Genomic DNA, 25,289 nt, shown 5'->3' with positions numbered 1-25,289 from the left:
CTACAGGTCGTAGAACGGCGCCGGGTAGCGGAATTCGCCGGTGACCGCCGGATCGTAGGCGGCGAGCGGCCTGACCTGGAAGTATTCGGCCCAGTCGGCCTGGTCGGGGACGATGCCGCGGCGCGCGCCCGGCACGAAACCGAAGCGCGAGTAGTAGTCGGGGTCGCCGACGAGGCCGACCACCGATTCGTCGAGGGCGTCGGCGGCGCCGAGGGCCGCGTGCACCAGGGCCGAACCGACGCCGGTCTTCTGATGGTCGGGGTCGACGCCGAGCGGGCCGAGGGCCAGCACCGGGAACGGGCCGATGCCCGCCCTGGTGAGGCAGATGTGCCCGACCACGGTGTCGTAGGCGAGGGCGACCAGCGACAGTGTCGGCATCCAGGATTCGTCGGCGCGTAGGGCGTCGACCAGCGCGGGCTCCGGTGGTTCCGTGACGGCCGGATCGCCGAGATAGTGCGGGGCGAAGGCGGCACGGTGGATCGCGGCGATCGCCGCGGCGTCCGCAGGGGTCTCGCGACGAATCAACACGGTCCAAGTCTCCCGGATAGGGGTACGCGTGCGCAATGGACTTCTGTGCCGATATGCCAGACTCGCTCCCATGACGTCGCTGACCCGGGCCGACGTGGCCGCCATGATCGATCACACCCTGCTCGCTCCCGAAGCGACTCCCGACCAGGTGAACGACCTGATCGCCGAGGCCCGCAAACTCGGCGTGTACGCGATCTGCGTTTCACCGTCGATGCTTCCGGTGCGCGCGCCGGGCCTGGTGGTCGCCACCGTCGCGGGATTCCCTTCGGGCAAACATCATTCGCTGATCAAGGGAGCCGAGGCACGTCTCGCCGTCGACAGCGGCGCGGCCGAGGTGGACATGGTGATCGACGTGGGCGCCGCTGTGGCCGGTGATTTCGCGGCGGTGCTCACCGACATCATCACCGTGCGTGAGGCGGTCGAGGACCGGGCCGTGCTGAAGGTCATCATCGAATCGGCCGCGCTCACCGACGAGGCGATCGTCGGCGCCTGCCGGGCTGCCGAGAAGGCCGGTGCCGATTTCGTGAAGACCTCCACCGGTTTTCATCCCGCCGGTGGGGCGAGCGTGCACGCGGTGCGGCTGATGGCCGACACCGTCGGTGGCAGGCTCGGTGTCAAGGCCAGTGGCGGCATCAGGACCGCGCAGGACGCGGCGGCGATGATCGAGGCGGGCGCCACCAGGCTCGGGCTGTCGAAGTCGGCGGTCGTGCTCGACGGCTTTCCGGACTGATCAGCAGCGCAGCTCGGCGTCGCTGCGCCCGGAGCTCTCCAGGACGGTGCGCCCGCCCGAAAGGTGAACGACCACACCGTCATCGGTGACATCTACCTTCTGGGCACGCAGGCCTAGCGGGTAGCTCTGCAAGCTCTGGGTGAAGGTCTCGACGATGCCCTGCACCAGGTCGGTGGGCAGGCCGATGCCGAGCAGCTGCGCGGACTTGGTCTCCACCTCCACATTGCCGTTGCGGACCATCGGCTGCACCTGCAGCTGGGCCAGGCCGCCGAGCACGTCGAGGGTGAGTACGTCGCTGCTCGCCGAGGAGCTCACCCCGCTCACCATGGTGCCGAGGGTCTGGCGGATGCCGTCGTTGTTCCACGTCACCTCGGCATTCGAGCTGCCGACGGTCGCGCCGCCGCGCCCGCGATCGGTGAGTTCGATGTCGGAGAACTTCGCGTGCACGACCATGCCGACGGCCGGACCGAACTTGTTGTCCTCGCTGTCGATGCTCAGCGACCCGACCTTGCCGTCGAGATAGGTGATGAGCATCGGTTTCGGACCGAAACTCACGTCGATGCTCGAGCCCATCTCCTGCTCGAACTGGCTGCTGATGCAGCGCGAGATCTGGTGGCGGGCATACGCTTCGGTCGCCACGATGGTGCCGACGAGGAGCACGGCGACCACGGCCAACGCGATCACCAGCGTGCGCCGACGGACCTTCGGGCGTTGGGGTGTCTGGGTGCTCATGACAGTCGATTCTTCCGGATTTTTCTGTGTCCGCTCTGAGGAGGCCATGAAGGCCTTCTTTCATTTTGTGATCTGTACCACTTCACCCGGCGTAGCATGGCTGGATGGCTGGCGAGGGAGCGCGCCGGATGGCGGGGACCACCGAACACCGGTGGCGGGTGCTGCGGCGCCTCGCCGGACGACACGCGGGGTTCTTCACCACCAGGCAGGTCCTGCGCACCGGCTGTGAGCTGCGGGTGCGGGCGGCGCTGGCCGACGGGTCGGTGACCAGATCGGGAGTCGGGATGCTGCGGCTGGCGCAATGGCGGCCCGGCCCGCTCGACGAATACGCGATGTGGGCGGCCTGGTTCGACGGTGCCGCCGTGGTGTCGTATCAGAGCGCGGCCGAATTGCACGGGCTCGGACGGTTGCGGCCACGGTTCCTGCACCTGTCGGTGTCGGCGGGGCGGCCACCGGTGACGCCACGGCTGGTGCTCACCCGCCGCAAGCTCACCGGGGCGGCGACGGAATCGGCGGGATCGTTCCTGGTGACCACACCGGCGCGGACGGTGCTCGACCTGGCCGAAACCGAGATCGCGCAGTCGGCGCTGAACGAGGTGGTTACCGACGCGGTTGCCATCCACCGGTGTGATGTCGACGAAATACGTTGGGGTGCAGAGCAATTGGCCCCCCGGGCAGCCGGTCGGATACGGCGGGCACTGCTCGCGGTCTGACCTTCGTCCGGCGGGGCTACTCGCCCGCCTGCCACCCGTTCGGTGCGACGACATCCCACGGCACCGACAGCACACAATCACGCATTCGGCGGTTGTAGGCCCGAGCCGGGAACCCGTTGGTGCGCAACAACTCCGCCGTACCCCGCCAGCGGATACGCGGGCCGAAGGGTGCGAGTGCGGCACTGCGCTCCCAGGCCTGATCGGCGGCGGTGAGCAGGGCGTGCACCTTCTCGCCGCGAATATTGCGGTGGATCAACACCTTCGGCAGTCGCTCGGCGATGTCGGACGGGCGCTCCACGGTGAACGGATCCCACGCGAGGGTGAGCGAGAGGGGACGGTGCCGGTCGAGGAGCACCCAGGCGCTGCGGCGGCCGAGTTCGTCGCAGGTGCCGTCGACGAGCAGGCCGTCGGGTGCCAGATTCGACTGGATCCGCGACCACGCGGCAGGGACCGCGTCCTCCGGATACTGGCGCAGCACGTTGAAGGCGCGGACCAGCACCGGGCGCAGACCGGCCAGCTCGAAACCGCCACGGGCGAAACGCACACCGTCACGCGGGGGCAGCACCCGGGCGGGGTCGATCTCGAGGCCGACCACACGCAGATCGGGGCGAACGGTGCGCAGGCGCGCGGCCAGTTCGATCGTCGTCCAGCCCGCCGCGCCGTAGCCGAGGTCGACCACGAGCGGGTCGACGGCCTCGCGCAGGCGGGTGCTCACGAGGTCGTCGTTGACCAGCCAGCGGTCGCTGCGGCGCAACCGGTTGACGCCGGTGGTGCCGCGTGTGATGGTGCCGACCGGCACCGTCCTCCTCGTGCCGGTCATGGGCGACGATCAGACCGGATTCTTGGCGGCCGTCTCCAGCCAGCGCAGGGTCTCCTCCTGCTCGGCGCGGAACAGGTCGACGAGATTCACCAGCATCAGCTGTTCCAGGCGCGGGCCGACCATGGGGATGAACACCTTGGCGACGGGGGAGAAGCGCATGGTGGCGCCGGTCTCGGTGGGGAACAGGCGGATGGTGCCGTTGAGGCTGCCCGGGCCCGCCGGGATGGAGGCGGAGAACTTGCCCTCGGTCTCGTCGTGGTCGAACGGACCCCAGCTCTCCTTGCGGGTGATGACCATGTCCTTGCGCATCACCGTCTGCGCGATCTCCGGCAGCATCTCGCGCGGCAGGGTGTGGGCGAGCACCACGTCGATGCCGTCGTCGCTCACCTCGTGGCTGATCACCTCGTTGTGCGGCGCGTACTTGCGCATCTCCGCCACACGCGCTTCCCAGTAATCCCTGCTCTGCAACGCCGCGTACAGCTCTTCGGTGGTGTGCAGCGGGTAACGGGCGGAGTAGTCCAGTCGACGTGCCATGCCCGAACACGTTACCGGGGCGCCGTCACCGGGCGCCCCGGACGGGTCCTACTTGGTGGCGAGCCACTGTTCGGTGAAGGTGGCCTCGTTGCTCAGGAGTTCGGTGAGGCGTTCGGCGATGGCGGCTTCGATCTTGCCGCCGAAGAGGGGGATCTTCACCTCGATGGTGCCGGTGACCGAACCCTCGCAGCCGGTGGCGGTGGGGGTGAGGGTGACCGTGCCGCGGACGGTGGCGGGGGCGCCGTCGACGTGGGCCTCGAAGGTGCCCGAGGTGCCGGTGTAGTGCTCCACGCGGGGGATCACCAGGTCGCCGGGGCGCACGGCGGTGATGGCGGGCGGGAGCTGGTCGGCGGGGATGGACTGCACCAGCTGGATGCGGACCTGGTCGCCGTCGACCGTCAGCGAATCGAGGCGCGCGCTGGGGCCGCCGACCTCGGCGATGCGGGCCTTCCAGTACTGCTCATCGGAGTACGCGGCGCGCACCGCGTCGATGGAATGCGTATAACCGGCCGTGAACGCCAGAGGTGTAGCCATGTGCGACACGGTACCGTCTTCTGACGTGCGAACAACACGGGTGGTGTCCCCCGAACAGCTGCGTGACCTGCTGGCCGAGACCGGTGCGGTGGTGCGCCCGGCGGTGCCGCTGTCGGAACTGACGACGCTGCGCGTCGGCGGGCCCGCGCTGGTCGCCGATTGTGACAGCACGTCCTCGCTCGTCGCCACCGTGCGGGCGCTGGACGAGGCCGGTGTCGCGGTGCTGCTCGTCGCGGGCGGGTCGAACCTGCTCATCGACGACGCCGGTTTCGACGGTGTTGTGGTCCGGGTGCGCAACGCCGGAGTCGAGTTCGGCACCGATTCGGTGCTGGCCGAGGCGGGCGCGAACTGGGACGAGCTCGTCGCGGCGACGGTCGCGGCCGGGTTCGGTGGGCTCGAATGCCTGTCGGGTATCCCGGGTTCGGTGGGGGCCACACCGGTGCAGAACGTCGGGGCCTACGGCGTGGAGGTGGAGTCGCTTCTGCGCCGGGTGCGGCTGCTGGACCGGGTGAGCGGAGAGGTCCGCTGGGCGGAACCGGCCGAGCTCGGTTTCGGTTATCGCACCAGCGTGCTCAAGCACAGCGACGCCGCCGTGGTGCTTGCTGTCGAATTCCGGCTCGACCCCACCGGCACCAGCGCGCCGTTGCGCTACGGCGAATTGGCCCGCGTGCTCGGCGCGAGCGAAGGCGAGACCCGGCCCGCCGCCCAGGTGCGCGCCGAGGTGCTTCGCCTGCGCGCGGGCAAGGGCATGGTGCTCGACCCCGCCGACCACGACACCTGGAGCGCAGGTTCGTTCTTCACCAACCCCGTCGTCGGCGACGACCGCCTCGACCAGGTGTTGGCCGCGATCACCGCCCACCTCGGCGAGGTGAGCGTCCCGACCTACCCGGCCCCTTCGGGCACCAAGTTCTCGGCGGGGTGGCTGATCGAACGCGCCGGTTTCGCCAAGGGTTTTCCCGGCGAGCACGCGGCCGCGCGGCTGTCGACCAAACACACTCTCGCCCTGACCAATCGGGGCTCGGCGCGGGCGGCCGACATCGTCGAGCTGGCCCGCACGGTCCGCGACGGAGTGCGCGAACGGTTCGGCATCGTGCTCGAACCGGAACCGGTGACCGTCGGGATCAGTCTGTGAGCTGAGCCGGGTCCTTCTTGGCCTGCTCGGTGCTCAGCGCCGCGGTCTGCGCCGCATCAAGACCCTGCTGCTTGGCCAGCAGATCGCGGATCTCGATGAGCAGTTCGGTCTCGGTCGGCTCGGCTTCCTTGGTGGTGCCGAATTTGTTCTTCAGCGACTTCATCGGGACCATCAGCACGAAGTAGAGCACCGCGGCGACCATCATGAAGTCGATGAACGCGGTGATGATCGGGCCGACCGCGATGAACGTGGCGGGCTTGTCGGCGATGAGCTGCACGCCGAGGCCGAGCTCATTGGTCGAGCCGAACACCGCGAGCAGCGGGTTCACAAAGCCCTTGGTGACCGAGGTGACCACCGCGGTGAACGCGGTACCCATCACCACCGCGACCGCGAGATCGATGACGTTCCCGCGCATCAGGAAGTTCTTGAAACCGTCGAATACCGACTTGATTCTGCCCATCGCAGAGATGTTAATGACTGGTTGTTCACTCAGCGAATTGTCAGCAACAATCTGTGGTCAGGCTCACGACCTGGGGTTTCAGTTCACCGGGCGACGCGAGAAGCGGCCGGGCCCCTCCTGATCGCGCGGCTTCACCACGATCGTGTCCAGGTTGACGTGCGCCGGCCTGCTCGCGGCGAAGGCGACGATCTGGGCGATGTCCTCGGCGTAGAGCGGGTCGATGCCCTCGTAGACCTTGGCCGCGCGCTCGGCGTCACCGTCGAAGCGGACGAGGGAGAACTCGGTCTCCACCGCGCCGGGCGCGATCTCGGTGAGCCGCACGGGCTGGCCCAGCAGTTCTCCGCGCAGGGTCCGGTGCAGCACGCCTTGGGCGTGCTTGGCCGAGGTGTAGCCCGCGCCGTTGTCGTAGGCGTGCATGGCCGCGATCGAGGTGACGGTGACGATCAGGCCGTCGCCGGAAGCGATGAGCTTGGGCAGCAGCGCCTTGGTGACGCGCAGGGTGCCGAGCACGTTCGTCTCCCACATCCAGCGCCAATCGTCGAGGTCGGCCTCGAGCACGGGCGCGAGCCCCTTCGCGCCGCCCGCGTTGTTGACCAGCACGTCGACCCGCTCCACGGCGTCGGTGAACGCGCGCACCGAGTCCTCGGAGGTGACGTCGAGTTCCAGCGCGGTGCCGCCGATCTCCTCGGCCAGCCGCTGCACGCGGTCGAAGCGGCGGGCCCCTACGTAGACGTGATACCCCTGCTTGGCCAGTTCCCGTGCGGTGGCTTCCCCGATGCCCGAGCTGGCTCCGGTGACGACGGCGGTGCGAATGCTCATGACCACCGATCCTATTCGCCGCCGTTTCACCGCCGCCACGGCTCCGATCACGGTGAGCGATACCGGCGTTAGCCTGTCGGCATGGCTATTCGTGATGCTGTCAGCGCCGATGGAACGACGATCGTCTACCGGGTCACCGGTCCGGAGACGGGCAGGCCGCTGGTGCTGCTGCACGGCTGGGCGGGCAACCTGCGCTGCTGGGGCGGCGCCGCCGACGACCTCGCCCAGCGTTACCGGGTGATCGCGGTCGACCTGCGCGGGCACGGCTACTCCGACGACCCCGGCGTGTACGACGACCCGAAGGCCTGGGCCGCCGACGTGGCCGCGGTGCTGGCCGCCGAGGGCATCGACTCCGGCGCCGTGCTGCTCGGCTGGTCCTACGGCGGCATCGTCGCCACCGACTACCTCGCCACCTACGGCACCGGCGCCGTCGCGGCCGCGATCTACACCGGTTCGCTGGCCCACATCGGCCCCGGTGTGCCGGGTGCGGCGACCGGGCCCGCGATGGACAAGGCGATCCCGGGTGTCTTCGAGGAGTCGGCCGGGCGGGCGGTGCGCGCCTTCGCGGTGTTCGGCAATGCGAACACCGGACCGGGGGAGGACAAGGGTGTCGACGCGCAGCGGTTGTTCGGCGGCAGTCTCGCCACCGCGCCGTCGGTGCGCAAAGCGCTGTTCTACCGCACCATCGACAACACCGAAACGCTTCGCGCCCTTGATGTTCCGGTGCTCGTGCTGCACGGCACCGCGGATCCGGTTGTGCCCGCCGACAACGGGCGCTACATCGTCGACAACGTGCCGGGCGCGCGTGGTTCGTTCTGGGAGGGTGCCCAGCACGGGCTGTTCATCGAGGATCGGGCGCGGTTCGTCGCCGAGGTGAGCGAGTTCGTCGACGCGCTGGACTGAATTGCGTCGCAGCGTCGTCTGGGGATTGCCGGACTGTGCCCGGAACCAATCCGGAGGGTCTATTTTTAGGCTGTAAGGAGGTTGATTCCGGCAAAGTCGATGTCCGTCGCGAGTGCCTCGCGTCGAGGTACTCGCCTCCTGTTTCCGCAGCTAGAGCACTGGTCGTCAAGTAGCGTTGCACGGGCGTGATAAGTCCGTGATTGCGTTCGTTCCTGTAGCGAACTATCCGCACAGTTTCACGGAAAATCTTCTGGGGATCGTCACAATGATTTCCGGAAACCGTGTGTAGCGTTCTGATATGTCGTTGAATCACGAATCAGGAACAGGATTCGGCGATCGGAGTTCGATGAGGTCTTGTCGGGCATTGGGGGCTCGGATCGTCATCGCGGCACTGGCCGCGATGCTCGCCACGGGAACGGTGGCGGGCCAGGGGATTTCCGAGCCCATCGAGCGGGCACGGATCGACGATCGGCGCGTGGAAGCCGATCAGACCATCGATATCGGCGTGTACTCACCCGCCATGGACAACGTCAACCGGGTGCGGGTGCTGCGCGCCGCCGACCCGTCGAAACCCGCGCCGACGTTGTACCTGCTCAACGGCGTCGGTGGCGGCGCCGACGGCAACTGGCTCGACCGCACCGATGTGGTGTCGTTCTTCCGCGACAAACAGGTGAACGTGGTGATTCCGTTCGGCGGCGCGGGCAGCTATTTCGCCGACTGGCGCAGCGACGACCCGGTGCTGGGCAAGCAGCGCTGGGCGACCTTCCTCACCAAGGAACTGCCGCCCCTGATCGACGCCGAATTCGGGGGCACCGGCGCCAACGCGATCGCCGGGCTCTCGATGGCAGGCACCTCGGTGTTCCAGCTCGCCCTCGCCGAACCCGGCCTCTACCGGGCGATCGGCTCCTACAGCGGGTGCGTGCGCACCAGCGACCTGCGCGGGCAGGCGATCGTGCGCACCGTCGTCGGTAGCCGGATGGGCAACGCGGCCAACATGTGGGGCCCGCCCACCGACCCGGCCTGGTCGGCCCACGACCCGTACCTGCACGCCGAATCCCTGCGCGGCACCGAGGTCTACATCTCCTCCGGCACCGGCCTTCCCGGCCCGTACGACAACCCGGCCGTCCAGCCTGACCCGCTGCAGCTCGCCTACCAGCTGGCCTTCGGCGCCACGCTCGAAGCGGTCACCCACCAGTGCACCCGTCAGCTGCGCGACCGGTTCCAGTCGCTCGGCATCCCAGCCACCGTCAACCTGCGGCCCACCGGCACCCACTCGTGGGGCTACTGGGAGGAGGACCTGCACACCTCGTGGCCGCAGTTCGAGTCCGCGCTCAACCGCTGAGCGCCCCGGCGAATGCGACGGCCGAAAAGCGCTGGCGTGTGGCGCCCGGATCGGGCACGCTCGATGACGATCGGTGCGTGAGCTCACTCACCGCACGCCTGTGATGGCCGTCACCGATCCCGGTAGGGATGTTATCGGTGGCGTCGCGGCGTGCACACTGGAAGGTGTGAGTCAGCGACGTCTTGAACTTCGACCCCGCCGCATCGCGGTGCTGTCGGTGCATACCTCCCCGCTGGCCCAACCCGGCACCGGTGACGCCGGGGGCATGAACGTCTACGTGTTGCAGACCGCGCTGGAACTGGCTGCCAGGGGCACCGAGGTGGAGATCTTCACCCGGGCCACCTCCTCGGACCTGCCGCCGGTCGCCGAGGCCGCACCCGGTGTGCTCGTCCGCCACGTCGTCGCCGGACCGTTCGAAGGGCTCGACAAGCACGAACTACCCACCCAGCTGTGCCCCTTCACCGCCGAGGTGCTGCGGCAGGAGGCACGGCACCTGCCCGGCCACTACGACCTCGTGCACTCGCACTACTGGCTGTCGGGTCAGGTCGGCTGGCTCGCCCGCGACCGCTGGCGGGTGCCGCTGGTGCACACCGCGCACACGCTGGCCGCGGTGAAGAACCTGGCGCTCGCCGAGGGCGACACTCCTGAACCCGAGACGCGGGTGATCGGGGAGAAGCAGGTGATCGCCGAGTCCGACCGGCTGGTCGCCAATACCGCCGACGAAGCCGGTCAGCTGGTCGACCTCTACGGCGCCGACCGCGACCGCATCGATGTCGTCCCGCCGGGCGCCGACCTGGGCCGCTACCGGCCCGGCGACAAACTCGCCGCCCGCGCCGAACTCGGCTTGCGCGCCGACGAACAGGTCGTCGCGTTCGTCGGCCGGATCCAGCCGCTCAAGGCCCCCGATGTGCTGGTCCGCGCGGCCGCCGAGCTGCTGGCCCGCGACCCGCGCCGCGCGCTGCGCGTACTGATCGTCGGCGGACCGTCCGGCACCGGCCTGGCCCGCCCCGACGCCCTGATCGAGCTGGCCGCCGACCTCGGCATCGCCGAGCAGGTCACCTTTCTGCCGCCGCAGCCCGCCGACCGCCTCGTACAGGTGTACCGCGCGGCCGACGTGGTGGCCGTCCCCAGCTACAACGAGTCGTTCGGGCTGGTCGCCATCGAGGCGCAGGCCAGCGGCACCCCCGTGCTCGCCGCCGACGTGGGCGGCCTGGGAACCGCTGTGCGGCACCGTGAATCGGGTCTGCTCGTGCCGAGCCACCGCACCGGCGACTGGGCCGACGCCCTGGCCGCCCTGCTCGACGACCCCGACCGTCTCGGCCGCATGGGCACCACGGCGGTCGAGCACGCGAGCCGGTTCTCCTGGGCGCACACCGCCGAAGGACTGCTCGACAGTTATGCCGCCGCGATCGCGGGTATGCGCGTCGAACGCAACCCGATCGCCCTGCGCGCGGGTGAGACAAGCCAGGCCAGATCGCGGGCGCTGTGGCGGCGCCGGACAGGAGTACTCAGGTGAGCGCCGTATCGCAGGTGATCGACGAGACGCTGCGCGACCGGGAGATCGAATACACCCGCCACGGTGACGACACGTTCATCGTGGTGTTGCCCGGCGAGCGCAAGCTCAAGACCACCGTGATGCTCACCGTCGGCAAGCACGGTGTGCGGATCGAATCGTTCGTCTGCCGCAAGCCCGACGAGAACTTCGAGGGCGTCTACAAGTACCTGCTGCGCCGCAACCGCCGCCTCTACGGCGTGGCCTACACCCTCGACAATGTGGGCGACATCTACCTGGTCGGTCGCATGTCGACCGAGTCGGTGACCGCCGACGAACTCGACCGCATCTTCGGTCAGGTCCTCGAGGCCGTCGACACCGACTTCAACATGCTGCTCGAGCTGGGCTTCGCGGAATCCATTCGCAAGGAATGGAAGTGGCGCGTATCGCGCGGGGAATCGCTGAAGAACCTGCGCGCCTTCGAACATCTCATCGACGAGGCCGACAAGGTATGAGAAACGCGGGTGCCGTTGTCCGGCACCCGCGTTCGGGTTCTCAGCAGGTAGTCGGCACCGGTTCGTCACGGAAACGGGATTCCACGTAGCTCCACGCGTCGACGAAACCGGCCACGGCCGCGGTCATGTGCTCGGCGATGTCGTAGGTCGCCAGCTTCACGGGCGCGCCCGCACCGCACCAGTGCGACACGGTGTCGGCCACCGGTCCGTACGGGGTGAGGGTGTCGTAGCGGCCCTGCCAGATGTAGGTCGGCGCGGTCGGCGCACCCTCGTAGTGCACGATGCTGTTCTCGCGCAGCACCCCACGTGCCACCTGGCTCGACAGCAGTTCCTTCGACGCGGCCATCTGCTCGGCGTTGCGGAAGATGCCGTGGAAGAGCAGGAAGCGACGGCAGGCGTCCTTGGTGAACTCGCGGAACCACAGGCCGGTCTCGTTGAGCTGATCCGACACCGGCACCCGATCCGGGTACTCGCGTTCGATGCCCATGGCGGCCGCGAAGGCCAGGCCGAAACCGGGGTGCGGTGCGAAACCGAGGGCGTCGGCCATCAGTTCGAGGTCGCTCGGAATGCCGCCGGCGACCACTGCGGCCAGCTTCAGCTCGGGCGCGTACTCCGGCTGCAGCGCACCGGCCCACGCGGTGGCCATGCCGCCACCGGAGTACCCGGCCAGCGCCACCGGCGAGCCGCCGAGGCCGAGTTCGGTGGCCTTCTGTACCGCTCGCACGCTGTCGAGGGTGACCATGCCGCTCATCCGCGCCGCACCGTAGGCGACGGTCGGGCCGAGGTAGTCGGGCACCGAAACCGCCCAGCCGCGACCGATCGGCAGCATCGCGCCCGGGGCATCCTGCAATTCACCGTTGAACAGCGACTTCGACGGGTTGCACCGGGTGCCGATGGAGTTGATGAGGGCCTGGTAGGAGACCAGTGGTGGATTCTTCACCCCGATCGGCATGAAGACCGTGGTCACGCCCATGATCGCGTTGCCCGCCGAGTTGGTGGAGCGGAACGCGACCTGCCAGCCCTCGGTGCCGGGGTAGAGCATCGTGTCGATCCGGCGAGTGCGGACCACGTCGCCGGGAGCCAGCGCGGCGATGTCGGCCGGTGCGGTGAAGAACGGGTCAGGATCGGGCGTCGGATACAGCGGGTTCGCAGCCGCGGGAGCGGCGAGGAGGCCTACCGAGAGCAGGCTCAACACCAGTACTACTAATTTCGACACAACTTTCCTTCATCATCAGTAACGCAGCCCAACGGAGTCACCCGACCCGGACGAAGTATCCAACGAAAACCGGCGGTGTGGAGCAACCACTAGTCAAAGTGTCCACCGCCACATTTTTGTGAGCGTTCACATCGACGACGGGGTCATGGCTGCTCAACCGGCTACCGGCCGAACAGACAGGAGTGGGCGATGGTTGTCCTCGCACTCGACATCGGAGCGACGAAATTCGCTGTAGGAGTGGTGGATCCGGACTACACGGTGCATTCGGTGCGACGCGCGGCCGTGGCCGTCGACGATCCGTGGGCGGTGTGTCGGGAGTTACTGATCGCTGTGGCGGGGGACAACGAGGTTCGCGCGGTCGGCATCGGGTCGGCCGGACCCGTCGACGTGCCCGCCGGAGTGACGCGACCGCTGAACTTTCCCCGGTGGCGCGACGGGTTCCCGATCGTCGACCGGGTGCGCTCGGTGTTCCCCGATGCGGCCGTACGGTTCGCGATCGACGGCGCGTGCCTCGTGCTCGCCGAACACCGGGTCGGCGGGTTGCGCGGGCTCGACAACGGGCTGGCGTTGACGGTGTCTTCGGGCGTCGGCGGCGGCGTGCTCGCCGACGGGCGGGTGCTGCGCGGGCGGACCGGTAATGCGGGGCACATCGGTCACATCATCGTGCCCGGCGATGAAACGCCCTGTGCCTGTGGCGGTTTCGGTTGCGTTGAAGCGGTTGCCGGTGGGATGTCGACCGTGCGCTGGGCGCGCTCGCAGGGCTGGACCGGTGCGACGGGAATCGAACTCGCACAGGCCGCCCACGACGGCGAGCCCGTCGCCGTCGCCGCGATGGCACGGGCAGGCACCGCGCTCGGCCGGGCCGTCTGTTCGGCCGCCGCCCTGCTCGACGTGGACCGCGTCGTGATCGGTGGCGGCTTCGCCGACTCCGGCGAACCGCTGTGGGGACCGTTGCGCGCCGCCGTCGACCGGCACGCCGGGCTCGAATTCATCGACGCTCTTGACGTTTCACTCTCCACCCTCCCCGAGGGCGCCACCCTGGTCGGTGCGGGCGTGCTCGCCATCGACGAGGTGGCGTGGGCCGAGCGCGGGTGAAATGCCAGAATGACCACATGACCTACACCCTCGTGCTGCTGCGCCACGGCGAGAGCGAATGGAATGCCCTCAACTTGTTCACCGGCTGGGTGGATGTGCACCTGACCGACAAGGGCATCGCCGAGGGCAAACGGGCAGGCGAGCTGCTCGCCGAGCACGACGTGCTGCCCGACATCGTCTACACCTCGCTGCTGCGCCGCGCGATCAGCACCGCCAACAACGCCCTCGACGCGGCCGACCGCCTCTGGATCCCCGTCATCCGCGACTGGCGCCTCAACGAACGCCACTACGGCGACCTGCAGGGCAAGAACAAGGAACAGGTCCGCGAACAGTACGGCCAGGACCAGTTCATGCTGTGGCGGCGCAGCTACGACACCCCGCCCCCGCCCATCGCCGACGACAACGAATACAGCCAGGAAGGCGACCCCCGCTACGCGGGCATCGAGGTCCCCAAGACCGAATGCCTCAAAGACGTTGTCGCCCGCATGATCCCGTACTGGGAGAACACCATCTCCAAGGAACTGCTCACCGGCAAAACCGTCCTGGTGGCAGCCCACGGCAACTCCCTGCGCGCCCTGGTGAAGCACCTCGACGGCATCTCCGACGAGGACATCTCCGGCCTCAACATCCCCACCGGCATCCCCCTGCGCTACGAACTCGACGAAAACCTGCGCCCGGTGAAGCCGGCCGAATACCTGGACCCCGAGGCCGCTGCCGCCGGCGCGGCCGCAGTGGCGAACCAGGGTGGGAAGTAGTCGTTGCATCGAACAGGTGCCGCATCGTTCGCACGGTGCGGCACCGGTTCCTTCCCCGGGGCGCTCCCGCAGGCGCAGGCCTCAGCAGCCGCGCGGTGGCCACACCACCGACAAGGGTGACGGAAGGTCGATGAGGCCCCAGGCGGCCGAATCCGCGGCGACGGTAGCGGTGTACTGCACCAGGTAGTCGTGGTCGAGAACATCGATGAGCAGATATTGCGTTCTGGTACGGACACGCAGCTCACCGCCGGTGTAGAGACCCGAGATGGTGGCCGCCCGGTACCCGTCGCAGTCGACGAATTCGGCCGATTGCTCGATCCAGCTCGGCAGCCGCCGGGAGTCGACGAACGCGCAGTCCATCAACTCCGAAGAATCGACTCGTTCGGTGAGGCGACCGACCATGACCAGGACGTTGTCCGCCCACCCATCTACATCGGCCGACGGATTCGCCCATGCCGCGTAGACGCCTGGCATCGCATCCTGGCCGATCTCGAGCCAGCCCTCCGGTGGAACGGCACGGATATCCGGTGCTCCGATGGTGTCGGTGTGTACCGGGATGATTCGGATCTCGCGTCCATGGAGATATTCGGCAAGGCTCTGGTTCATACTGTGCTCCTGATTGCGTCAGCCGTTCGGCTGTTGGTGATAACGCACTGTGAACCACTCTGTTGCGGCCTCGGTCGCGAGAAGCTGTCGCGACTCCGGCTCGTCCAGGAGATGTTTCATCAGCGCCAGCAGAAGATCTGAATCGCATCGAAGGATGCAAGCCGGAATTCCTAGTTCACCCACTCTGTCGAATAGTTTGTGCTTCGGTGGCCGGGAGCTGTCTGTCAGTGTCGCCAGGACCACCGGCGCCGCACTGTATTGAGCCGAAAGTTTGCATACATCGCCCCGAATGTTCGAAATATCCGACCAGCTGATCCGTGCGGTGCCTCGCATCGGCGTCCGGCAGATTATTCCTGTCGGATACAACTCCCATCGAATTCGTGCGAACCGCGCGAAAATAATCAGGAGGAGTGCGGTAGCGCCTACGATCGAGAACACCAGTGCGCCGACCGCACCACCACTGTTGTTGCGGGAGAGCGGAAGTAAGCCGTCCGCGCCCCCCGAGTGCCATTCCCGCCAGGCGGCGAAGCCGAAGAGGCAGCAACCGGCGAGGGTCAGTTCGAGCGACAGCAGGCTGGATTCTTGGCGTAGGTGGATCCCCGATCCCCATTTTGAGTCGACAGTTCGACCTATCGAGGGGGTCACTGTTGCGGCCGTATGGGGGAACATCGTCAGCAACCTGGCGCCGAACAGTCCCGCGGCGCCGAAAAACAAGGTAACCGCACCTATGTGCCCGAGAATGGTCATGACGTTGTTGTTGCCGTCATCCTGGATCGCCATCACCAGCCAACCCGATGCGGCAGTTAGAAGTATCAGCATCATGATCATCGTGAAGGCAATGACGCCTCGTGACGCTCGTTCGTTCCACTGTCGATCGACGAACACGACCGGCGGCTTCGAAGGGGAATATTCAGTCATTTCACCAGATCCACTGGATAGATTTGGACGTCAGATACGCCATCCCTGCGCCCACGCCTGCCCCGACTACGAAGCCCACAGCAGTCCCTGCTCCCGGCACGACGGAGCCTAATGCCGCCCCGGTGGCCCCGCCCGCCCAAACGCCGGCGGCGGAACCCGCTGCCATGCCCACCGCTGTACCCGCGCTTTCGCTCACAATCGCCTCGGTTGGATTCATGCCACCGTTGATGTCGTTGGCAATCGCGGGGACAGTTCCTATGACGTTTCCGACGATCCCGAGTCTGCTCAGCCCCGTGGTGTACTTTCCGGCGTCATCGAGTTTGCCCCAGTTCTCAACCCACTTGAGAACGCCCTTGTCGGCGGCATCTTTGGCCGCGGATTCGAGTCCCATTCGAGTGCCGTCGGTCATGGCACCCGCTATTGCGGCAGCGGTCATCGCTTCTTTGTCCGGTGCCCAATGCGATGCGGGGGATGTGGCGATGGAGTCGGGGATGGCCGAAGGATCTTCGTTCTTGATCGCGGTGATCGCTGCAGCGGTAGCGGTCAATGCCGACGCGGGCGCCATTCGATCGAGCTCGCTGTTCGCATCAGCGATCTTCTGGCCCCACGTGGCATCGGCGGTCATCAGGGCTGACGCAAGGCCAGGTAGCCGGGCCAACTGGATACCCGCTTCGGAGTTCCAGTCGTCGACTCCGTGAACGCTCCAGTCATCGGTGACCGACACCTTCCCGATAACGTAGTTCTGGTAGATGGTTTTGATGTCGGCCAGAGGTTGATTCATGGCCTGATAGGCGCCGTTGCATGCGGCCCCCAGGTCGTCGTAGGCGACCGCGATAGCGCGCATCTGGGTCTGTTCCTCGTCGGCTTTGTCTTCGGCGGCTGTTTTGGCATCGCCCTTCCAGATCAAGCCGTTGTGGATCGTGTTGTGCATGGTGCCGGCCGCCGCCACGATGGCGTCGGCGATTTCGCCCGCGCTGGTCGCCAAAGCAGGCAGGTGTGAAAGATCCCAGGTGAGGACGTCAGCAGGTGGGGCCACGTCACTTCCCCTCGTGGGCGTTGCCGGAGTTCAAGTCGGCAACTGCGGCCAAGCGCCGTGCCGCATCCGCATCGGTGCCCTCGTATTTGTTCGCCGACAGGGCCATCAGGCCCGACAGGTGGTTGAATCGTGCCTTCAGCACATCTTTCGCCGTCTTGCTCCGGGAGTCGGAGCCACCGAGAGCAGAGCCGACCGCTGAGCCCCTGAGCGCTGCGGCCACCGGCGCCGCCCCCAGCTTCTTCGCATTCTCGATGTCGTTGGGGAGGAGGGCGAGGGCTGCGGCGGCCTGCCGCAAGCTGTCAGGACTGACTTCGAGCGCCATGAACCGCCTCCCCCGTTTTCTGCAGAACCTTCACACACCTCTTGGACGCAAAGTAACAGCAGATGGTTCCATCCGGATTCTCTGCCGGGTCTCGAGCCGCGGTGACGAACGGTGGGGATCGCCATGATGTCGGATAGCCTGGGCGGGCGTTAGACTGCGTGCGACCGGCCGGATGTGGGGAGGGAATCTATGGCGATCGGTGGGGAAGCTGCGGCGCAGTTGTGGAACGCTTCGTCGTCGGGGCAGTTGCGGATGGAGCCGGATGCTGCTCGGGAGGTGGCAGCCAGCTACCTGCGGTTCGCGGCGATGTGTGACCGATGGACCGAGGATGCCGAGGTTATGCGCGGCGTCACCGGTTTTGGGTCGCTGGCGTCCGCTGGGCAGCTGCAGAAGGGTTTCTCTGACAAAGCGGGCGAGGCAAAGAAAGTTCTCGGAGAGATGGCGACCGCAGCGCGAGGGATGGCGGAGGGATACCTCCAGGCTGCCGGAGCGCTCGCCGAGATGGACCAGCTCAATTCGGATGCGATGAGAGCGATAGCTGAGCGGGCATAATGGTGAAATCAGCATTAATTGGGGCTTGCGTCCTGTTTGCCTTGGCCGGGTCGGCGTGTAGTTCGTCGAGCGGTACTGCGGTTCCGGAGACTGCAGAACACGACGGTTCGGTTGGTTCGACGCCACACTCGCGACCAACGATGACCGACGCAAAGCTGCAGCCCCCGGCACAAGACAACAAGTACACGCAGACGTCGGGTCGGCCGAAGGTGGTCTTCGACCCCTGCACGTGGATCGGTGCAACCGAAATCGAGTCCACAGGCTTTCGATCCGAGTCGCGACGGCGAGGCCCGGATCTGGTTGCCGAATACACATTCTTGACATGCATTTTCCGCAATGTGGACAACACGATGTCGCTGAATGTGGACTCCGGCAACATCACTTGGGACGAGAATCTCCAGAAGAACGGTGCTTGGCTCGAGGCAACGACCGTGAATGGACGCCGAGCAGGACTGGTGCGTAACCAGCCGGGAGGCGAAGACGCGTGCCAAGTGCATGTCGAGACCAAGGCCGGTGTCGTCATTGTCGGATCGCTGGTGCTAAGCCTGGGCAAGAAGCAGAACCTCGACCCCTGCACCAACATCATGGAAATCGCTTCGGTAGTGGAGAACTCCATCGGTAAGGAGAACTGACGATGGCTGTTTCGGCGGGTGGGACGCAACAGCAGCTGGGCGCGGAGGAGCAGCAGCAATCGCTGAGTCACGGTGGCGTTGATCCGAAGTACATTTCGGAATTCGAAGTGTACGAAAATCTTTCGCACGAAGATATCTTCAACGGCGTGCAGGCGATGGAGCCGGGGAAGATGCAGCAACTCGGCGACAGTTGGGTCAATATGTTCGCGGAGATCTCGGGTGCGGTGACCGCGTTGATGATTTCAACGGCGCGGGCGACCGCGAGTTTGGAGGGGCAGTTCGCTTCGGCGGGAGAAGCGGCGGGACGACGGTTCATCACCGAGGCCACCGACGTGTATACGGTGCTGTCGGTGGTCGGACATCGGGTGAAGGCCGCGGCTTACGGTGCAGAGGCTGTGAAAGTAGCTGTGCCACCGCCGATTACGAAGGAGGCTGGCGCAGGTGTCGGGTCGACGATCCCTGTGTCGCTGACCGAACTGGCTGTTCCGGCTGAGGCTGGCACTGTGGAGCGGGAGAAGGAAGACCGGCGGTTGCAGGCGATCGCGGCGATGAATTCGACCTACAAGCCGACCTATGGTCCGGCTGGTGAATCCGTGCCCGCCTTCGTTGCGCCGAGCCAGCCGGGCGACGGAACGGGTGATCCTGGCTCCGGCGGTGGCGGATCGAACAATGGTGGTGGCGGTGGCACCGGCCCGGGCGATGCGGGTGACACCGCGACCACCGAGGACCCGAATCAGCCCGGCACGACCACGGACGACGAAACATCCAGTGCCGGTACCGATGACGACGACAGCAGCGGTACCGACGACTCGCAAGGGCAGAACAGCACCACCAATCCGGCGAGTACCGACCCGTCCTCGACCACGCCCTCCGCGACGACCCCTGGCGCTGGTTCGCCGGGTACCGGGTCGCCAGGCGGTAGTTCACCGGGTGGCGGTTCGCCAGGAGGTGGGTCACCGGGCGGTTCGACGCCGGGTAGTGGCACACCGGCACCGGGTGGTGCCTTGGCTGGTCGCGGCCCGGTAGTAGCCGGCCAAAACCCCGGCGCCGCAGGTTCTTCGGGTGCGGCGGGATCGAGTGGACGCGGGATGGGCCCGGGCATGATGGGTGCGCCGGGCGCGCGTGGCGGCGGTAAGGACGACGAGGACGAGCACAAAGCGCCCGACTACCTGCGTGGTGTTCAACCCGAACTGCTGGGTGACGAGCAGCATGCGGTGCCCCAGGCCATCGGCGCCGACGCCCCGGCGACCCGCCTGCCGGAACAGGAGTCCGGAAACGCATGAGCTGGCTGTTCACCCCTGACGAATTCGCGCATGTGTGGTTGCGGGAGACGGGCGACGATCGTTATCCGTTCCCGCTCACCGTATATTCGGCCGCCGCGACGGAAAGCGCGTACGAGCAGCTTGCCGCGGCCGCCGCGCAACGCTGGCCCGTCGGTGCCGATCTGGACCTGAGCGCGGTACTCCGGCATGCCGCACGGCCCGAGACTGCACTGGCGCTCTTCAGTGAAACCGGTCCCCGACTGCGCGCCTACGGTGCGCGGACGGGAGATCGAGGGGTGGTGATCCGCCAGTACGAAGACCACAGCGTCGAGGTCTTCTCCGGTAGTGCGGGTCTGGTCAACCGTGCGTTCGCCGCCTTCCTCGGTGACCAGCCCGCTGGACAGGTCGGCCATCTGGTCGAGGATGTCGACCGGCTGGCCACACATTTCGAATCCTGGCAGCGCCCACCGGATTCCATCGCTGCCCGCATGCATCGGCTCACCGAGGCGAAACGGGCGGCCGGTGGCCGGATCGAAATCAGAACCGGATTGCAGTCCAGCCGGCCTGGTCCCACCTCCTACCTCACCTGGCTCGACGTGTTCGATGACGGCCGTTATCTCTCTTACCGCCGGTACCAGGACCTGCACATCGAACCGGCCGGCAAGCAGCGTGTGATCGACGCGATCGAGGCTGCTGCCTCGATCGGTGTGCATACCGGCTGAGACAGGGCGGAAATATCGTCGGTCAGGGCGGTGACAGCGTCGTGCCTCTCGGTACAACCGTTGTCTCGCCTGCAATGCGGCGATGTCACATTGTCTGTTGCTGTGTCGTCGACTCTGTGAACGCCGCGAAAAGCGCGGCAGGGCAAGGAGTCGAGTCATGGAAACTGCCTACGTCGTCGTTACCGTTGTTGCCGCCTTGTGGGTCGGGTTCTCGGCATTCTCGTTGTTGCGGCGGGCTGCGTTTGTCGTCGATCCGTTGGTGGACTACGGGGTGCCGGAGAGCTGGTGGATGCCGTTGGGGGCGGCGAAGGCGGCGGGGGCGATCGGGTTGGTGGTGGGGTTGTGGGTGCCGGTGGTCGGGGTGGTCGCGGCCGTAGGGCTGATCCTCTATTTCACCGGTGCTGTGGTGACGGTGTTGCGGGCGCGGTCGTACAAGACGGTGGCGTTTCCGGTGTTGTATCTGGTGCCTGTCGCGGTGGCGTTGGGGCTCGGGTTCGCCGCCTGACCTGGCAGGGTGAGGATCATGCGGACATTCGAGGAGTTGATCGAGGAAGCGGACTCGGTGTCGGTGGCCGGGTGGGACTTCTCCTGGCTGGAGGGCCGGGCGAGCGAGGAACGTCCGTCCTGGGGGTATCAGCGGTTGCTCGGTGCTCGGCTGGCGACCGTGACCGCCGCGTTGGATATCCAGACCGGCGGTGGGGAAGTACTGGCCGGGATCGACCGGTTTCCGCCGACCATGGTCGCCACCGAATCGTGGCCGCCGAACGTCGCCGCGGCCACCGCGCTGCTCCACCCGCGGGGCGTCGTCGTTGTCGCCACACCGGACGAGCCGCCACTTCCATTCGCCGACAACGCTTTCGATCTGGTCACCGCGCGCCATCCTGCCACCGTGTGGTGGGACGAGATCGCCCGCGTGCTGCGACCGGGTGGTACTTACCTGGCTCAGCACGTCGGGCCCGCGAGTGCGTTCGAACTGGTCGAATACTTCCTCGGGCCGCAACCGCAGGCTCGCCGGGCGCGCCATCCCGATGACGAAGCCGCCGCCGCCCGCGCGGCCGGACTGCGGATCGTCGACCAGCGCACCGAACGTCTCCGCATGGAATTCGACGACATCGGTGCCGTCGTCTACTTCCTGCGCAAAGTGATCTGGATGGTCCCCGGATTCACGGTCGAGACCTACCGCGACCGGCTTCGCGAACTGCACGAACAGATCCGGCGGGAAGGACCCTTCATCGCACACTCCAGCCGCACCCTGGTCGAGGCGACCAAACCCTGACAACGATCCGGGTGGGCGACAGGCCGTTCGTCAATCGGCGACGGCGAAAGCGGCAGTCAGCGGAGGTAAGGCGGCGCGGGCGTCCAGTCCGGCGAACCAGAGACCGACCGTGAAGACCGCTGTTGCCTCGAGGTACCTGGCGCGATGCAGGCCACCTGCGGGGAAGGGGCGCAGCGCAAGGTCTTCCGCGAGATCCGCAACGATTCGCATCGCTGTCTCGTCGTCGCCGCAGAACGGGACTGCCAGTCGAACACCGTCGAAGACGCGGTCCTCGCCCGCCCACACCTCGGCGGCGAGCAGATTGAAGGCCTTGACCACTCGGGCACGCGTGGCGCGGGATGCGATCCGCTCGGCTACCGCCGGTTCGCCGAGGACGAAGGCGGTCGCGCCGTCGGGCGCCGACTCGTCGGGCTGGAACGAATTCGTGCAATCGATGACGACACGGTCGGCCAACCGCTCGCCGTGGTCGTCGAGCAGTTCGGTGAGCGCGGCTGCCGGAACCGCGAGCAGCACCACCTCCGCGAAGTCGATCGCCTCGGCGATCGTGGCCGCACCGACCCGGTGTCTGGGTTCGGTGCCGGCGTTGATGGTGTCGGCGAGCTCGCGTGCCGAGGGTGCCGAGCGGGCGCCGATGAGCAACTCGTGGCCGACACCGGCCCAACCGCCGCCGAGCGCGGCCGCCATCGACCCTGCCCCGATGATTCCGATTCGCATGACAACTCCCGTGATCCGTCGATGCCGAGCGGCACCGGCACAACAGACGCTAGGGATTGCGATAGGCACCTCCGGGTGCCTCACGACGCTGCCAAACTGAACACATGACTGAGCCGATCCGATTCGCTCCCTACGGCGAATTCGAGGCCGACTGTCCGGCCAGGCTCGGCGTCGATCTCTTCGGCAACCGGTGGTTGCCGGTGGTGGTGTACATGCTCAGGGATGGTCCGCAACGTCACAGCGAACTTCTCGCGGGCATCGGCGGCATCAGCCGGAAGATGCTGACGCAGACCCTGCGGCGGATGGAGCGGATGACGCTCGTACGCAGGCGTCGGTACGCCGAAGCGCCGCCACGGGTGGAATACGAACTCACCGAATCCGGTCGCGATCTGCTCGTGCCGATTCATGCGCTGGGCGCATGGGTCGACGCGCACGGGGCCGACGTGAGCGCCGCGCTCTACGGCGAAATCGACGTTTGACACGCCCGGCGGCCCACTGGGTGCCCGCTGGGTGAACGGCGGACGAACACCACCCCAAGTGCCCGTGACCTGCGCGAAACTTCACCCCACCCGGCGCCGGTAAGTCGGTGTGCACTCGTACGATCAATAACGTGAGCGTTCCGCAGGCCGTGCTGTTGGCAGTCCTCGCGGCTGTCGTCGGACTGGCAGTCGGGGGCCTGCTGATCCCCTACGTCAATGCCAGGCAGGCGGCACGGACCCAGGAGGACACCGGGCTCACCATGTCGCAGGTGCTCGACCTCATCGTGCTCGCCTCCGAGAGCGGCATCGCCGTGGTCGACGAATACCGCGATGTGGTGCTGGTCAACCCGCGTGCCGAGGAACTCGGCCTGGTCCGCAACCGGCTCCTCGACGAACGCGCCTGGTCGGCGGTCGAGAAAGTCCTCGCCACCGGTGAATCCGCCGAGTTCGACCTCACCGCGAAGAACCCGCTACCCGGTCGCGGACGGATCGCGGTGCGCGGCATCGCACGCAAGCTCTCGCGCGAGGAGACCAGTTTCGTCGTGCTGTTCGCCGACGACGACTCCGAACAGGCGCGCATGGAGGCGACCAGGCGCGATTTCGTCGCCAACGTCAGCCATGAGCTCAAGACGCCGGTCGGCGCGATGAGCCTGCTCGCCGAGGCCATGCTCGAATCCGCCGACGACCCCGACGCCGTTCGGCACTTCGGGTCCCGCGTGCTGGCCGAATCCCGGCGCCTCGGGAAGATGGTCACCGAACTGATCGCGCTGTCGCGGTTGCAGGGGGCGGAGAAACTGCCCGACCTGGCCGTTGTCGATGTCGACACGGTGGTGCAGCAGGCCGTCGACCGCTCGCGCACCGCCGCCGAAGCCGCGGGCATCACCGTGAGCACCGACCGGCCGAGCGGGCTGGAAGTGCTCGGCGACGAAACGCTGCTGGTCACCGCGCTGTCGAACCTGGTGGAGAACGCCATCGCGTACTCGCCGCAGGGGTCGCACGTGTCGGTGAGCCGGTCGCTGCGCGGCGATCACGTCGCGATGGCCGTCACCGACCGTGGCATCGGCATCGCGAAAGAAGACCAGGAACGGGTGTTCGAGCGGTTCTTCCGCTCCGACAAGGCCCGCTCCCGATCGACCGGCGGTACCGGGCTCGGCCTGGCCATCGTCAAACACGTGGCGGCCAACCACAACGGTGAGATCACCCTGTGGAGCAAACTGGGCACCGGCTCGACGTTCACCCTGCGCATCCCCGCCCATCTGGAAACCGATGGGGACGAGGACGCGGGCCAGACGCCCGAGCTCGCCACGAGAGAAACCATCGCCCAGCGCAATCCCGCTGGACGAACGAACGGTGTGGAGGCACGCAGATGACGAGTGTGTTGATCGTCGAAGACGAGGAGTCGCTGGCCGATCCGCTGGCGTTCCTGCTGCGCAAGGAAGGCTTCGACGTCACCATCGCCGGTGACGGGCCGTCCGCGCTGGCCGAATTCGACCGCTCCGGCGCCGATATCGTCCTGCTCGACCTCATGCTCCCCGGCATGAGCGGCACCGACGTGTGCAAACAGCTGCGGACCCGCAGCGGCGTGCCGGTCATCATGGTGACCGCGCGCGACAGCGAGATCGACAAGGTGGTCGGCCTCGAGCTCGGCGCCGACGACTACGTCACCAAGCCGTACTCGGCGCGCGAGCTCATCGCCCGCATTCGTGCGGTGCTGCGTCGCGGTGCGGGCGACGAACTCGACTCCGGCAGCGAGAACGGTGTGCTCGAGGCCGGGCCGGTGCGCATGGATGTGGACCGGCACACGGTGCACGTCAACGGCGGACAGGTCACGCTGCCCCTGAAGGAGTTCGACCTCCTCGAATACCTGCTGCGCAACTCGGGCCGCGTGCTGACCCGTGGGCAGCTGATCGACCGAGTGTGGGGCGCGGACTACGTGGGCGACACCAAGACCCTCGATGTGCATGTGAAGCGGTTGCGCTCGAAGATCGAGGCCGACCCGGCGAAGCCGGAACACCTGGTGACCGTGCGCGGGTTGGGTTACAAGCTCGAGGCCTGACCGACGAGAACCCGGCATCCGAGGCGATGCCGGGTTTCGTCGTGCGTGTCAGATAGCGCTCCAGACGACGCCCAGCGGGGTGTCCATCTTCTTCAACGGAACCCAGCCGTAGGCGTCTTCCTGCATGCAGTCGTAGATCTCCACGTCGGCGCCGTTGCCGCGGCAGGCGATGGTGGTCGAGGTGCCCTGGGTGCTGGCGATGATGTACTTGCCGTTCTTCGCGGCGTCGATGGCCGCGGGGTCGGTGTAACTCACGAAGCTCGAGGTGAAGTCGGCGTACTTCGCCGGGTCACCGTTCGGCTCGGCGTGGGCGAGCCCGGTCATGGACAGGGTGGCGCCGATCGTCAGGGTCGCGAGGTAGAGCGCTTTCTTGGACATGAGCAGCGATCCAACC

Annotated in this window: 32 protein-coding genes; 18 read left to right on the top strand and 14 right to left on the bottom strand. The window is 67.1% G+C overall.

Annotated features, from left to right (window positions below):
* Positions 1-528, bottom strand: coding sequence for an N-acetyltransferase (locus AB0F86_RS19095; protein WP_225278474.1), 528 nt, complete (start codon positions 526-528; stop codon positions 1-3).
* Between the two features lie 70 nt (positions 529-598).
* Between AB0F86_RS19095 and deoC the strand changes: the two genes are divergently transcribed.
* On the top strand, positions 599-1,258 hold the full coding sequence (gene deoC / locus AB0F86_RS19090; protein WP_356985300.1) for a deoxyribose-phosphate aldolase: 660 nt from the start codon (positions 599-601) through the stop codon (positions 1,256-1,258).
* Here deoC and AB0F86_RS19085 read toward each other — a convergent pair whose 3' ends face one another.
* Positions 1,259-1,990 carry a DUF2993 domain-containing protein gene (locus AB0F86_RS19085; protein WP_356985299.1) on the bottom strand — a complete coding sequence of 244 codons (732 nt, stop codon included), beginning with the start codon at positions 1,988-1,990 and terminating at the stop codon, positions 1,259-1,261.
* A 104-nt stretch (positions 1,991-2,094) separates the two neighbouring features.
* On the opposite strand from AB0F86_RS19085, the gene AB0F86_RS19080 reads away from it, so the two are divergent.
* Complete coding sequence (locus tag AB0F86_RS19080) at positions 2,095-2,703, top strand: hypothetical protein (RefSeq protein WP_067484825.1); 609 nt, start codon at positions 2,095-2,097, stop codon at positions 2,701-2,703.
* Between the two features lie 16 nt (positions 2,704-2,719).
* Here AB0F86_RS19080 and AB0F86_RS19075 read toward each other — a convergent pair whose 3' ends face one another.
* Genes AB0F86_RS19075 through AB0F86_RS19065 form a run of 3 tightly spaced genes read right to left on the bottom strand, consistent with a single transcriptional unit; the run spans position 2,720 to position 4,591 of the window.
* Positions 2,720-3,523, bottom strand: a complete 804-nt coding sequence (locus AB0F86_RS19075; RefSeq protein ID WP_356985298.1) for a class I SAM-dependent methyltransferase — start codon at positions 3,521-3,523, stop codon at positions 2,720-2,722.
* Positions 3,524-3,532: 9 nt separating this feature from the next.
* Positions 3,533-4,057, bottom strand: a complete 525-nt coding sequence (locus AB0F86_RS19070) for a DUF2505 domain-containing protein (RefSeq protein WP_356985297.1) — start codon at positions 4,055-4,057, stop codon at positions 3,533-3,535.
* 48 nt (positions 4,058-4,105) lie between these two features.
* The gene (locus tag AB0F86_RS19065; RefSeq protein ID WP_067484834.1) at positions 4,106-4,591 is read right to left on the bottom strand and encodes a DUF2505 domain-containing protein; all 486 of its coding nucleotides are present in this window, start codon (positions 4,589-4,591) and stop codon (positions 4,106-4,108) included.
* A 91-nt stretch (positions 4,592-4,682) separates the two neighbouring features.
* On the opposite strand from AB0F86_RS19065, the gene AB0F86_RS19060 reads away from it, so the two are divergent.
* On the top strand, positions 4,683-5,723 hold the full coding sequence (locus AB0F86_RS19060) for a UDP-N-acetylmuramate dehydrogenase (protein ID WP_356985391.1): 1,041 nt from the start codon (positions 4,683-4,685) through the stop codon (positions 5,721-5,723).
* On the opposite strand, the gene mscL is transcribed toward AB0F86_RS19060, so the two are convergent.
* A complete protein-coding gene (mscL, locus tag AB0F86_RS19055) occupies positions 5,713-6,183 on the bottom strand; it encodes a large conductance mechanosensitive channel protein MscL (RefSeq protein ID WP_225278479.1) in 471 nt (156 codons plus the stop codon). The two genes, AB0F86_RS19060 and mscL, sit on opposite strands and share 11 nt — an antisense overlap.
* Positions 6,184-6,261: 78 nt before the next feature.
* Positions 6,262-7,002, bottom strand: coding sequence for an SDR family NAD(P)-dependent oxidoreductase (locus AB0F86_RS19050; RefSeq protein ID WP_356985296.1), 741 nt, complete (start codon positions 7,000-7,002; stop codon positions 6,262-6,264).
* Between the two features lie 81 nt (positions 7,003-7,083).
* On the opposite strand from AB0F86_RS19050, the gene AB0F86_RS19045 reads away from it, so the two are divergent.
* From AB0F86_RS19045 to AB0F86_RS19030, 4 genes are all read left to right on the top strand, one after another.
* A complete protein-coding gene (locus AB0F86_RS19045) occupies positions 7,084-7,905 on the top strand; it encodes an alpha/beta hydrolase (RefSeq protein WP_225278481.1) in 822 nt (273 codons plus the stop codon).
* Between the two features lie 364 nt (positions 7,906-8,269).
* Positions 8,270-9,247, top strand: a complete 978-nt coding sequence (locus AB0F86_RS19040) for an alpha/beta hydrolase family protein (RefSeq protein WP_356985295.1) — start codon at positions 8,270-8,272, stop codon at positions 9,245-9,247.
* Positions 9,248-9,404: 157 nt separating this feature from the next.
* On the top strand, positions 9,405-10,763 hold the full coding sequence (gene mshA, locus AB0F86_RS19035; protein ID WP_356985390.1) for a D-inositol-3-phosphate glycosyltransferase: 1,359 nt from the start codon (positions 9,405-9,407) through the stop codon (positions 10,761-10,763).
* Complete coding sequence (locus AB0F86_RS19030) at positions 10,760-11,254, top strand: YbjN domain-containing protein (RefSeq protein WP_225278482.1); 495 nt, start codon at positions 10,760-10,762, stop codon at positions 11,252-11,254. The genes mshA and AB0F86_RS19030 overlap by 4 nt, the downstream gene beginning before the upstream one ends.
* A gap of 40 nt (positions 11,255-11,294) precedes the next feature.
* On the opposite strand, the gene AB0F86_RS19025 is transcribed toward AB0F86_RS19030, so the two are convergent.
* Positions 11,295-12,470: a lipase family protein gene (locus tag AB0F86_RS19025; protein WP_225278483.1), complete on the bottom strand. Its 1,176-nt coding sequence runs from the start codon at positions 12,468-12,470 to the stop codon at positions 11,295-11,297.
* Positions 12,471-12,659: 189 nt separating this feature from the next.
* Between AB0F86_RS19025 and AB0F86_RS19020 the strand changes: the two genes are divergently transcribed.
* Together AB0F86_RS19020 and AB0F86_RS19015 are read left to right on the top strand one after the other, a co-directional pair.
* Entirely contained in the window at positions 12,660-13,565 is a 906-nt protein-coding gene (locus AB0F86_RS19020) for an ROK family protein (RefSeq protein WP_356985294.1), read from the top strand.
* Between the two features lie 17 nt (positions 13,566-13,582).
* Complete coding sequence (locus tag AB0F86_RS19015) at positions 13,583-14,320, top strand: phosphoglyceromutase (RefSeq protein ID WP_067485849.1); 738 nt, start codon at positions 13,583-13,585, stop codon at positions 14,318-14,320.
* Positions 14,321-14,401: 81 nt separating this feature from the next.
* On the opposite strand, the gene AB0F86_RS19010 is transcribed toward AB0F86_RS19015, so the two are convergent.
* From AB0F86_RS19010 to AB0F86_RS18995, 4 genes are read right to left on the bottom strand one after another with little or no spacing between them, the layout of a single operon-like run.
* On the bottom strand, positions 14,402-14,926 hold the full coding sequence (locus AB0F86_RS19010; RefSeq protein WP_356985293.1) for an LpqN/LpqT family lipoprotein: 525 nt from the start codon (positions 14,924-14,926) through the stop codon (positions 14,402-14,404).
* Between the two features lie 18 nt (positions 14,927-14,944).
* The gene (locus tag AB0F86_RS19005; RefSeq protein ID WP_356985292.1) at positions 14,945-15,844 is read right to left on the bottom strand and encodes a hypothetical protein; all 900 of its coding nucleotides are present in this window, start codon (positions 15,842-15,844) and stop codon (positions 14,945-14,947) included.
* Between the two features lies 1 nt (position 15,845).
* Complete coding sequence (locus AB0F86_RS19000; protein ID WP_356985291.1) at positions 15,846-16,880, bottom strand: hypothetical protein; 1,035 nt, start codon at positions 16,878-16,880, stop codon at positions 15,846-15,848.
* Between the two features lies 1 nt (position 16,881).
* Positions 16,882-17,202, bottom strand: coding sequence for a hypothetical protein (locus tag AB0F86_RS18995; RefSeq protein ID WP_067641924.1), 321 nt, complete (start codon positions 17,200-17,202; stop codon positions 16,882-16,884).
* Between the two features lie 189 nt (positions 17,203-17,391).
* Between AB0F86_RS18995 and AB0F86_RS18990 the strand changes: the two genes are divergently transcribed.
* The 6 genes from AB0F86_RS18990 (at position 17,392) to AB0F86_RS18965 (ending at position 21,646) form a co-directional block, all read left to right on the top strand.
* Complete coding sequence (locus AB0F86_RS18990) at positions 17,392-17,754, top strand: hypothetical protein (protein ID WP_356985290.1); 363 nt, start codon at positions 17,392-17,394, stop codon at positions 17,752-17,754.
* Complete coding sequence (locus AB0F86_RS18985; RefSeq protein ID WP_356985289.1) at positions 17,754-18,386, top strand: DUF3558 domain-containing protein; 633 nt, start codon at positions 17,754-17,756, stop codon at positions 18,384-18,386. The genes AB0F86_RS18990 and AB0F86_RS18985 overlap by 1 nt, the downstream gene beginning before the upstream one ends.
* A gap of 2 nt (positions 18,387-18,388) precedes the next feature.
* Entirely contained in the window at positions 18,389-19,669 is a 1,281-nt protein-coding gene (locus AB0F86_RS18980; protein WP_356985288.1) for a hypothetical protein, read from the top strand.
* Complete coding sequence (locus AB0F86_RS18975) at positions 19,666-20,370, top strand: hypothetical protein (protein WP_356985287.1); 705 nt, start codon at positions 19,666-19,668, stop codon at positions 20,368-20,370. Before AB0F86_RS18980 ends, AB0F86_RS18975 begins: the two co-directional genes overlap by 4 nt.
* Before the next feature lie 157 nt (positions 20,371-20,527).
* A complete protein-coding gene (locus tag AB0F86_RS18970; RefSeq protein WP_356985286.1) occupies positions 20,528-20,875 on the top strand; it encodes a DoxX family protein in 348 nt (115 codons plus the stop codon).
* Between the two features lie 15 nt (positions 20,876-20,890).
* On the top strand, positions 20,891-21,646 hold the full coding sequence (locus AB0F86_RS18965; protein ID WP_356985389.1) for a class I SAM-dependent methyltransferase: 756 nt from the start codon (positions 20,891-20,893) through the stop codon (positions 21,644-21,646).
* A 30-nt stretch (positions 21,647-21,676) separates the two neighbouring features.
* Here AB0F86_RS18965 and AB0F86_RS18960 read toward each other — a convergent pair whose 3' ends face one another.
* On the bottom strand, positions 21,677-22,360 hold the full coding sequence (locus AB0F86_RS18960) for an NAD(P)-binding domain-containing protein (RefSeq protein WP_356985285.1): 684 nt from the start codon (positions 22,358-22,360) through the stop codon (positions 21,677-21,679).
* 104 nt (positions 22,361-22,464) lie between these two features.
* Between AB0F86_RS18960 and AB0F86_RS18955 the strand changes: the two genes are divergently transcribed.
* From AB0F86_RS18955 to AB0F86_RS18945, 3 genes are all read left to right on the top strand, one after another.
* Positions 22,465-22,839 (top strand): helix-turn-helix domain-containing protein, encoded by a 375-nt coding sequence (locus AB0F86_RS18955; protein WP_356985284.1) that lies wholly within the window; start codon positions 22,465-22,467, stop codon positions 22,837-22,839.
* Positions 22,840-22,970: 131 nt separating this feature from the next.
* On the top strand, positions 22,971-24,209 hold the full coding sequence (locus AB0F86_RS18950) for an ATP-binding protein (RefSeq protein WP_067484896.1): 1,239 nt from the start codon (positions 22,971-22,973) through the stop codon (positions 24,207-24,209).
* Positions 24,206-24,895 carry a response regulator transcription factor gene (locus AB0F86_RS18945; protein ID WP_067484899.1) on the top strand — a complete coding sequence of 230 codons (690 nt, stop codon included), beginning with the start codon at positions 24,206-24,208 and terminating at the stop codon, positions 24,893-24,895. The genes AB0F86_RS18950 and AB0F86_RS18945 overlap by 4 nt, the downstream gene beginning before the upstream one ends.
* A 48-nt stretch (positions 24,896-24,943) precedes the next feature.
* On the opposite strand, the gene AB0F86_RS18940 is transcribed toward AB0F86_RS18945, so the two are convergent.
* Positions 24,944-25,273, bottom strand: coding sequence for a hypothetical protein (locus AB0F86_RS18940; RefSeq protein WP_356985283.1), 330 nt, complete (start codon positions 25,271-25,273; stop codon positions 24,944-24,946).
* Positions 25,274-25,289 lie beyond the last annotated feature (16 nt).

Source organism: Nocardia sp. NPDC023733 (assembly GCF_040639775.1).
Classification (GTDB): Bacteria; Actinomycetota; Actinomycetes; order Mycobacteriales; family Mycobacteriaceae; genus Nocardia; species Nocardia rosealba.
The sequence above is the reverse complement of the archived record's forward strand: the minus strand, read 5'-3'. Positions and strand labels throughout refer to the sequence as shown.

Excerpts from the sequence above, each read along its gene's own strand:
- deoC (WP_356985300.1), top strand. The coding sequence starts at position 599 with ATGACGTCGCTGACCCGGGCCGACGTGGCCGCCATGATCGATCACACC.
- AB0F86_RS19085 (WP_356985299.1), bottom strand. The coding sequence starts at position 1,990 with ATGAGCACCCAGACACCCCAACGCCCGAAGGTCCGTCGGCGCACGCTG.
- AB0F86_RS19080 (WP_067484825.1), top strand. The coding sequence starts at position 2,095 with ATGGCTGGCGAGGGAGCGCGCCGGATGGCGGGGACCACCGAACACCGG.
- AB0F86_RS19075 (WP_356985298.1), bottom strand. The coding sequence starts at position 3,523 with ATGACCGGCACGAGGAGGACGGTGCCGGTCGGCACCATCACACGCGGC.
- AB0F86_RS19070 (WP_356985297.1), bottom strand. The coding sequence starts at position 4,057 with ATGGCACGTCGACTGGACTACTCCGCCCGTTACCCGCTGCACACCACC.
- AB0F86_RS19065 (WP_067484834.1), bottom strand. The coding sequence starts at position 4,591 with ATGGCTACACCTCTGGCGTTCACGGCCGGTTATACGCATTCCATCGAC.
- mscL (WP_225278479.1), bottom strand. The coding sequence starts at position 6,183 with ATGGGCAGAATCAAGTCGGTATTCGACGGTTTCAAGAACTTCCTGATG.
- AB0F86_RS19050 (WP_356985296.1), bottom strand. The coding sequence starts at position 7,002 with ATGAGCATTCGCACCGCCGTCGTCACCGGAGCCAGCTCGGGCATCGGG.
- AB0F86_RS19045 (WP_225278481.1), top strand. The coding sequence starts at position 7,084 with ATGGCTATTCGTGATGCTGTCAGCGCCGATGGAACGACGATCGTCTAC.
- AB0F86_RS19020 (WP_356985294.1), top strand. The coding sequence starts at position 12,660 with ATGGTTGTCCTCGCACTCGACATCGGAGCGACGAAATTCGCTGTAGGA.
- AB0F86_RS19015 (WP_067485849.1), top strand. The coding sequence starts at position 13,583 with ATGACCTACACCCTCGTGCTGCTGCGCCACGGCGAGAGCGAATGGAAT.
- AB0F86_RS19010 (WP_356985293.1), bottom strand. The coding sequence starts at position 14,926 with ATGAACCAGAGCCTTGCCGAATATCTCCATGGACGCGAGATCCGAATC.
- AB0F86_RS19005 (WP_356985292.1), bottom strand. The coding sequence starts at position 15,844 with ATGACTGAATATTCCCCTTCGAAGCCGCCGGTCGTGTTCGTCGATCGA.
- AB0F86_RS18995 (WP_067641924.1), bottom strand. The coding sequence starts at position 17,202 with ATGGCGCTCGAAGTCAGTCCTGACAGCTTGCGGCAGGCCGCCGCAGCC.
- AB0F86_RS18990 (WP_356985290.1), top strand. The coding sequence starts at position 17,392 with ATGGCGATCGGTGGGGAAGCTGCGGCGCAGTTGTGGAACGCTTCGTCG.
- AB0F86_RS18985 (WP_356985289.1), top strand. The coding sequence starts at position 17,754 with ATGGTGAAATCAGCATTAATTGGGGCTTGCGTCCTGTTTGCCTTGGCC.
- AB0F86_RS18980 (WP_356985288.1), top strand. The coding sequence starts at position 18,389 with ATGGCTGTTTCGGCGGGTGGGACGCAACAGCAGCTGGGCGCGGAGGAG.
- AB0F86_RS18975 (WP_356985287.1), top strand. The coding sequence starts at position 19,666 with ATGAGCTGGCTGTTCACCCCTGACGAATTCGCGCATGTGTGGTTGCGG.
- AB0F86_RS18970 (WP_356985286.1), top strand. The coding sequence starts at position 20,528 with ATGGAAACTGCCTACGTCGTCGTTACCGTTGTTGCCGCCTTGTGGGTC.
- AB0F86_RS18960 (WP_356985285.1), bottom strand. The coding sequence starts at position 22,360 with ATGCGAATCGGAATCATCGGGGCAGGGTCGATGGCGGCCGCGCTCGGC.
- AB0F86_RS18955 (WP_356985284.1), top strand. The coding sequence starts at position 22,465 with ATGACTGAGCCGATCCGATTCGCTCCCTACGGCGAATTCGAGGCCGAC.
- AB0F86_RS18945 (WP_067484899.1), top strand. The coding sequence starts at position 24,206 with ATGACGAGTGTGTTGATCGTCGAAGACGAGGAGTCGCTGGCCGATCCG.
- AB0F86_RS18940 (WP_356985283.1), bottom strand. The coding sequence starts at position 25,273 with ATGTCCAAGAAAGCGCTCTACCTCGCGACCCTGACGATCGGCGCCACC.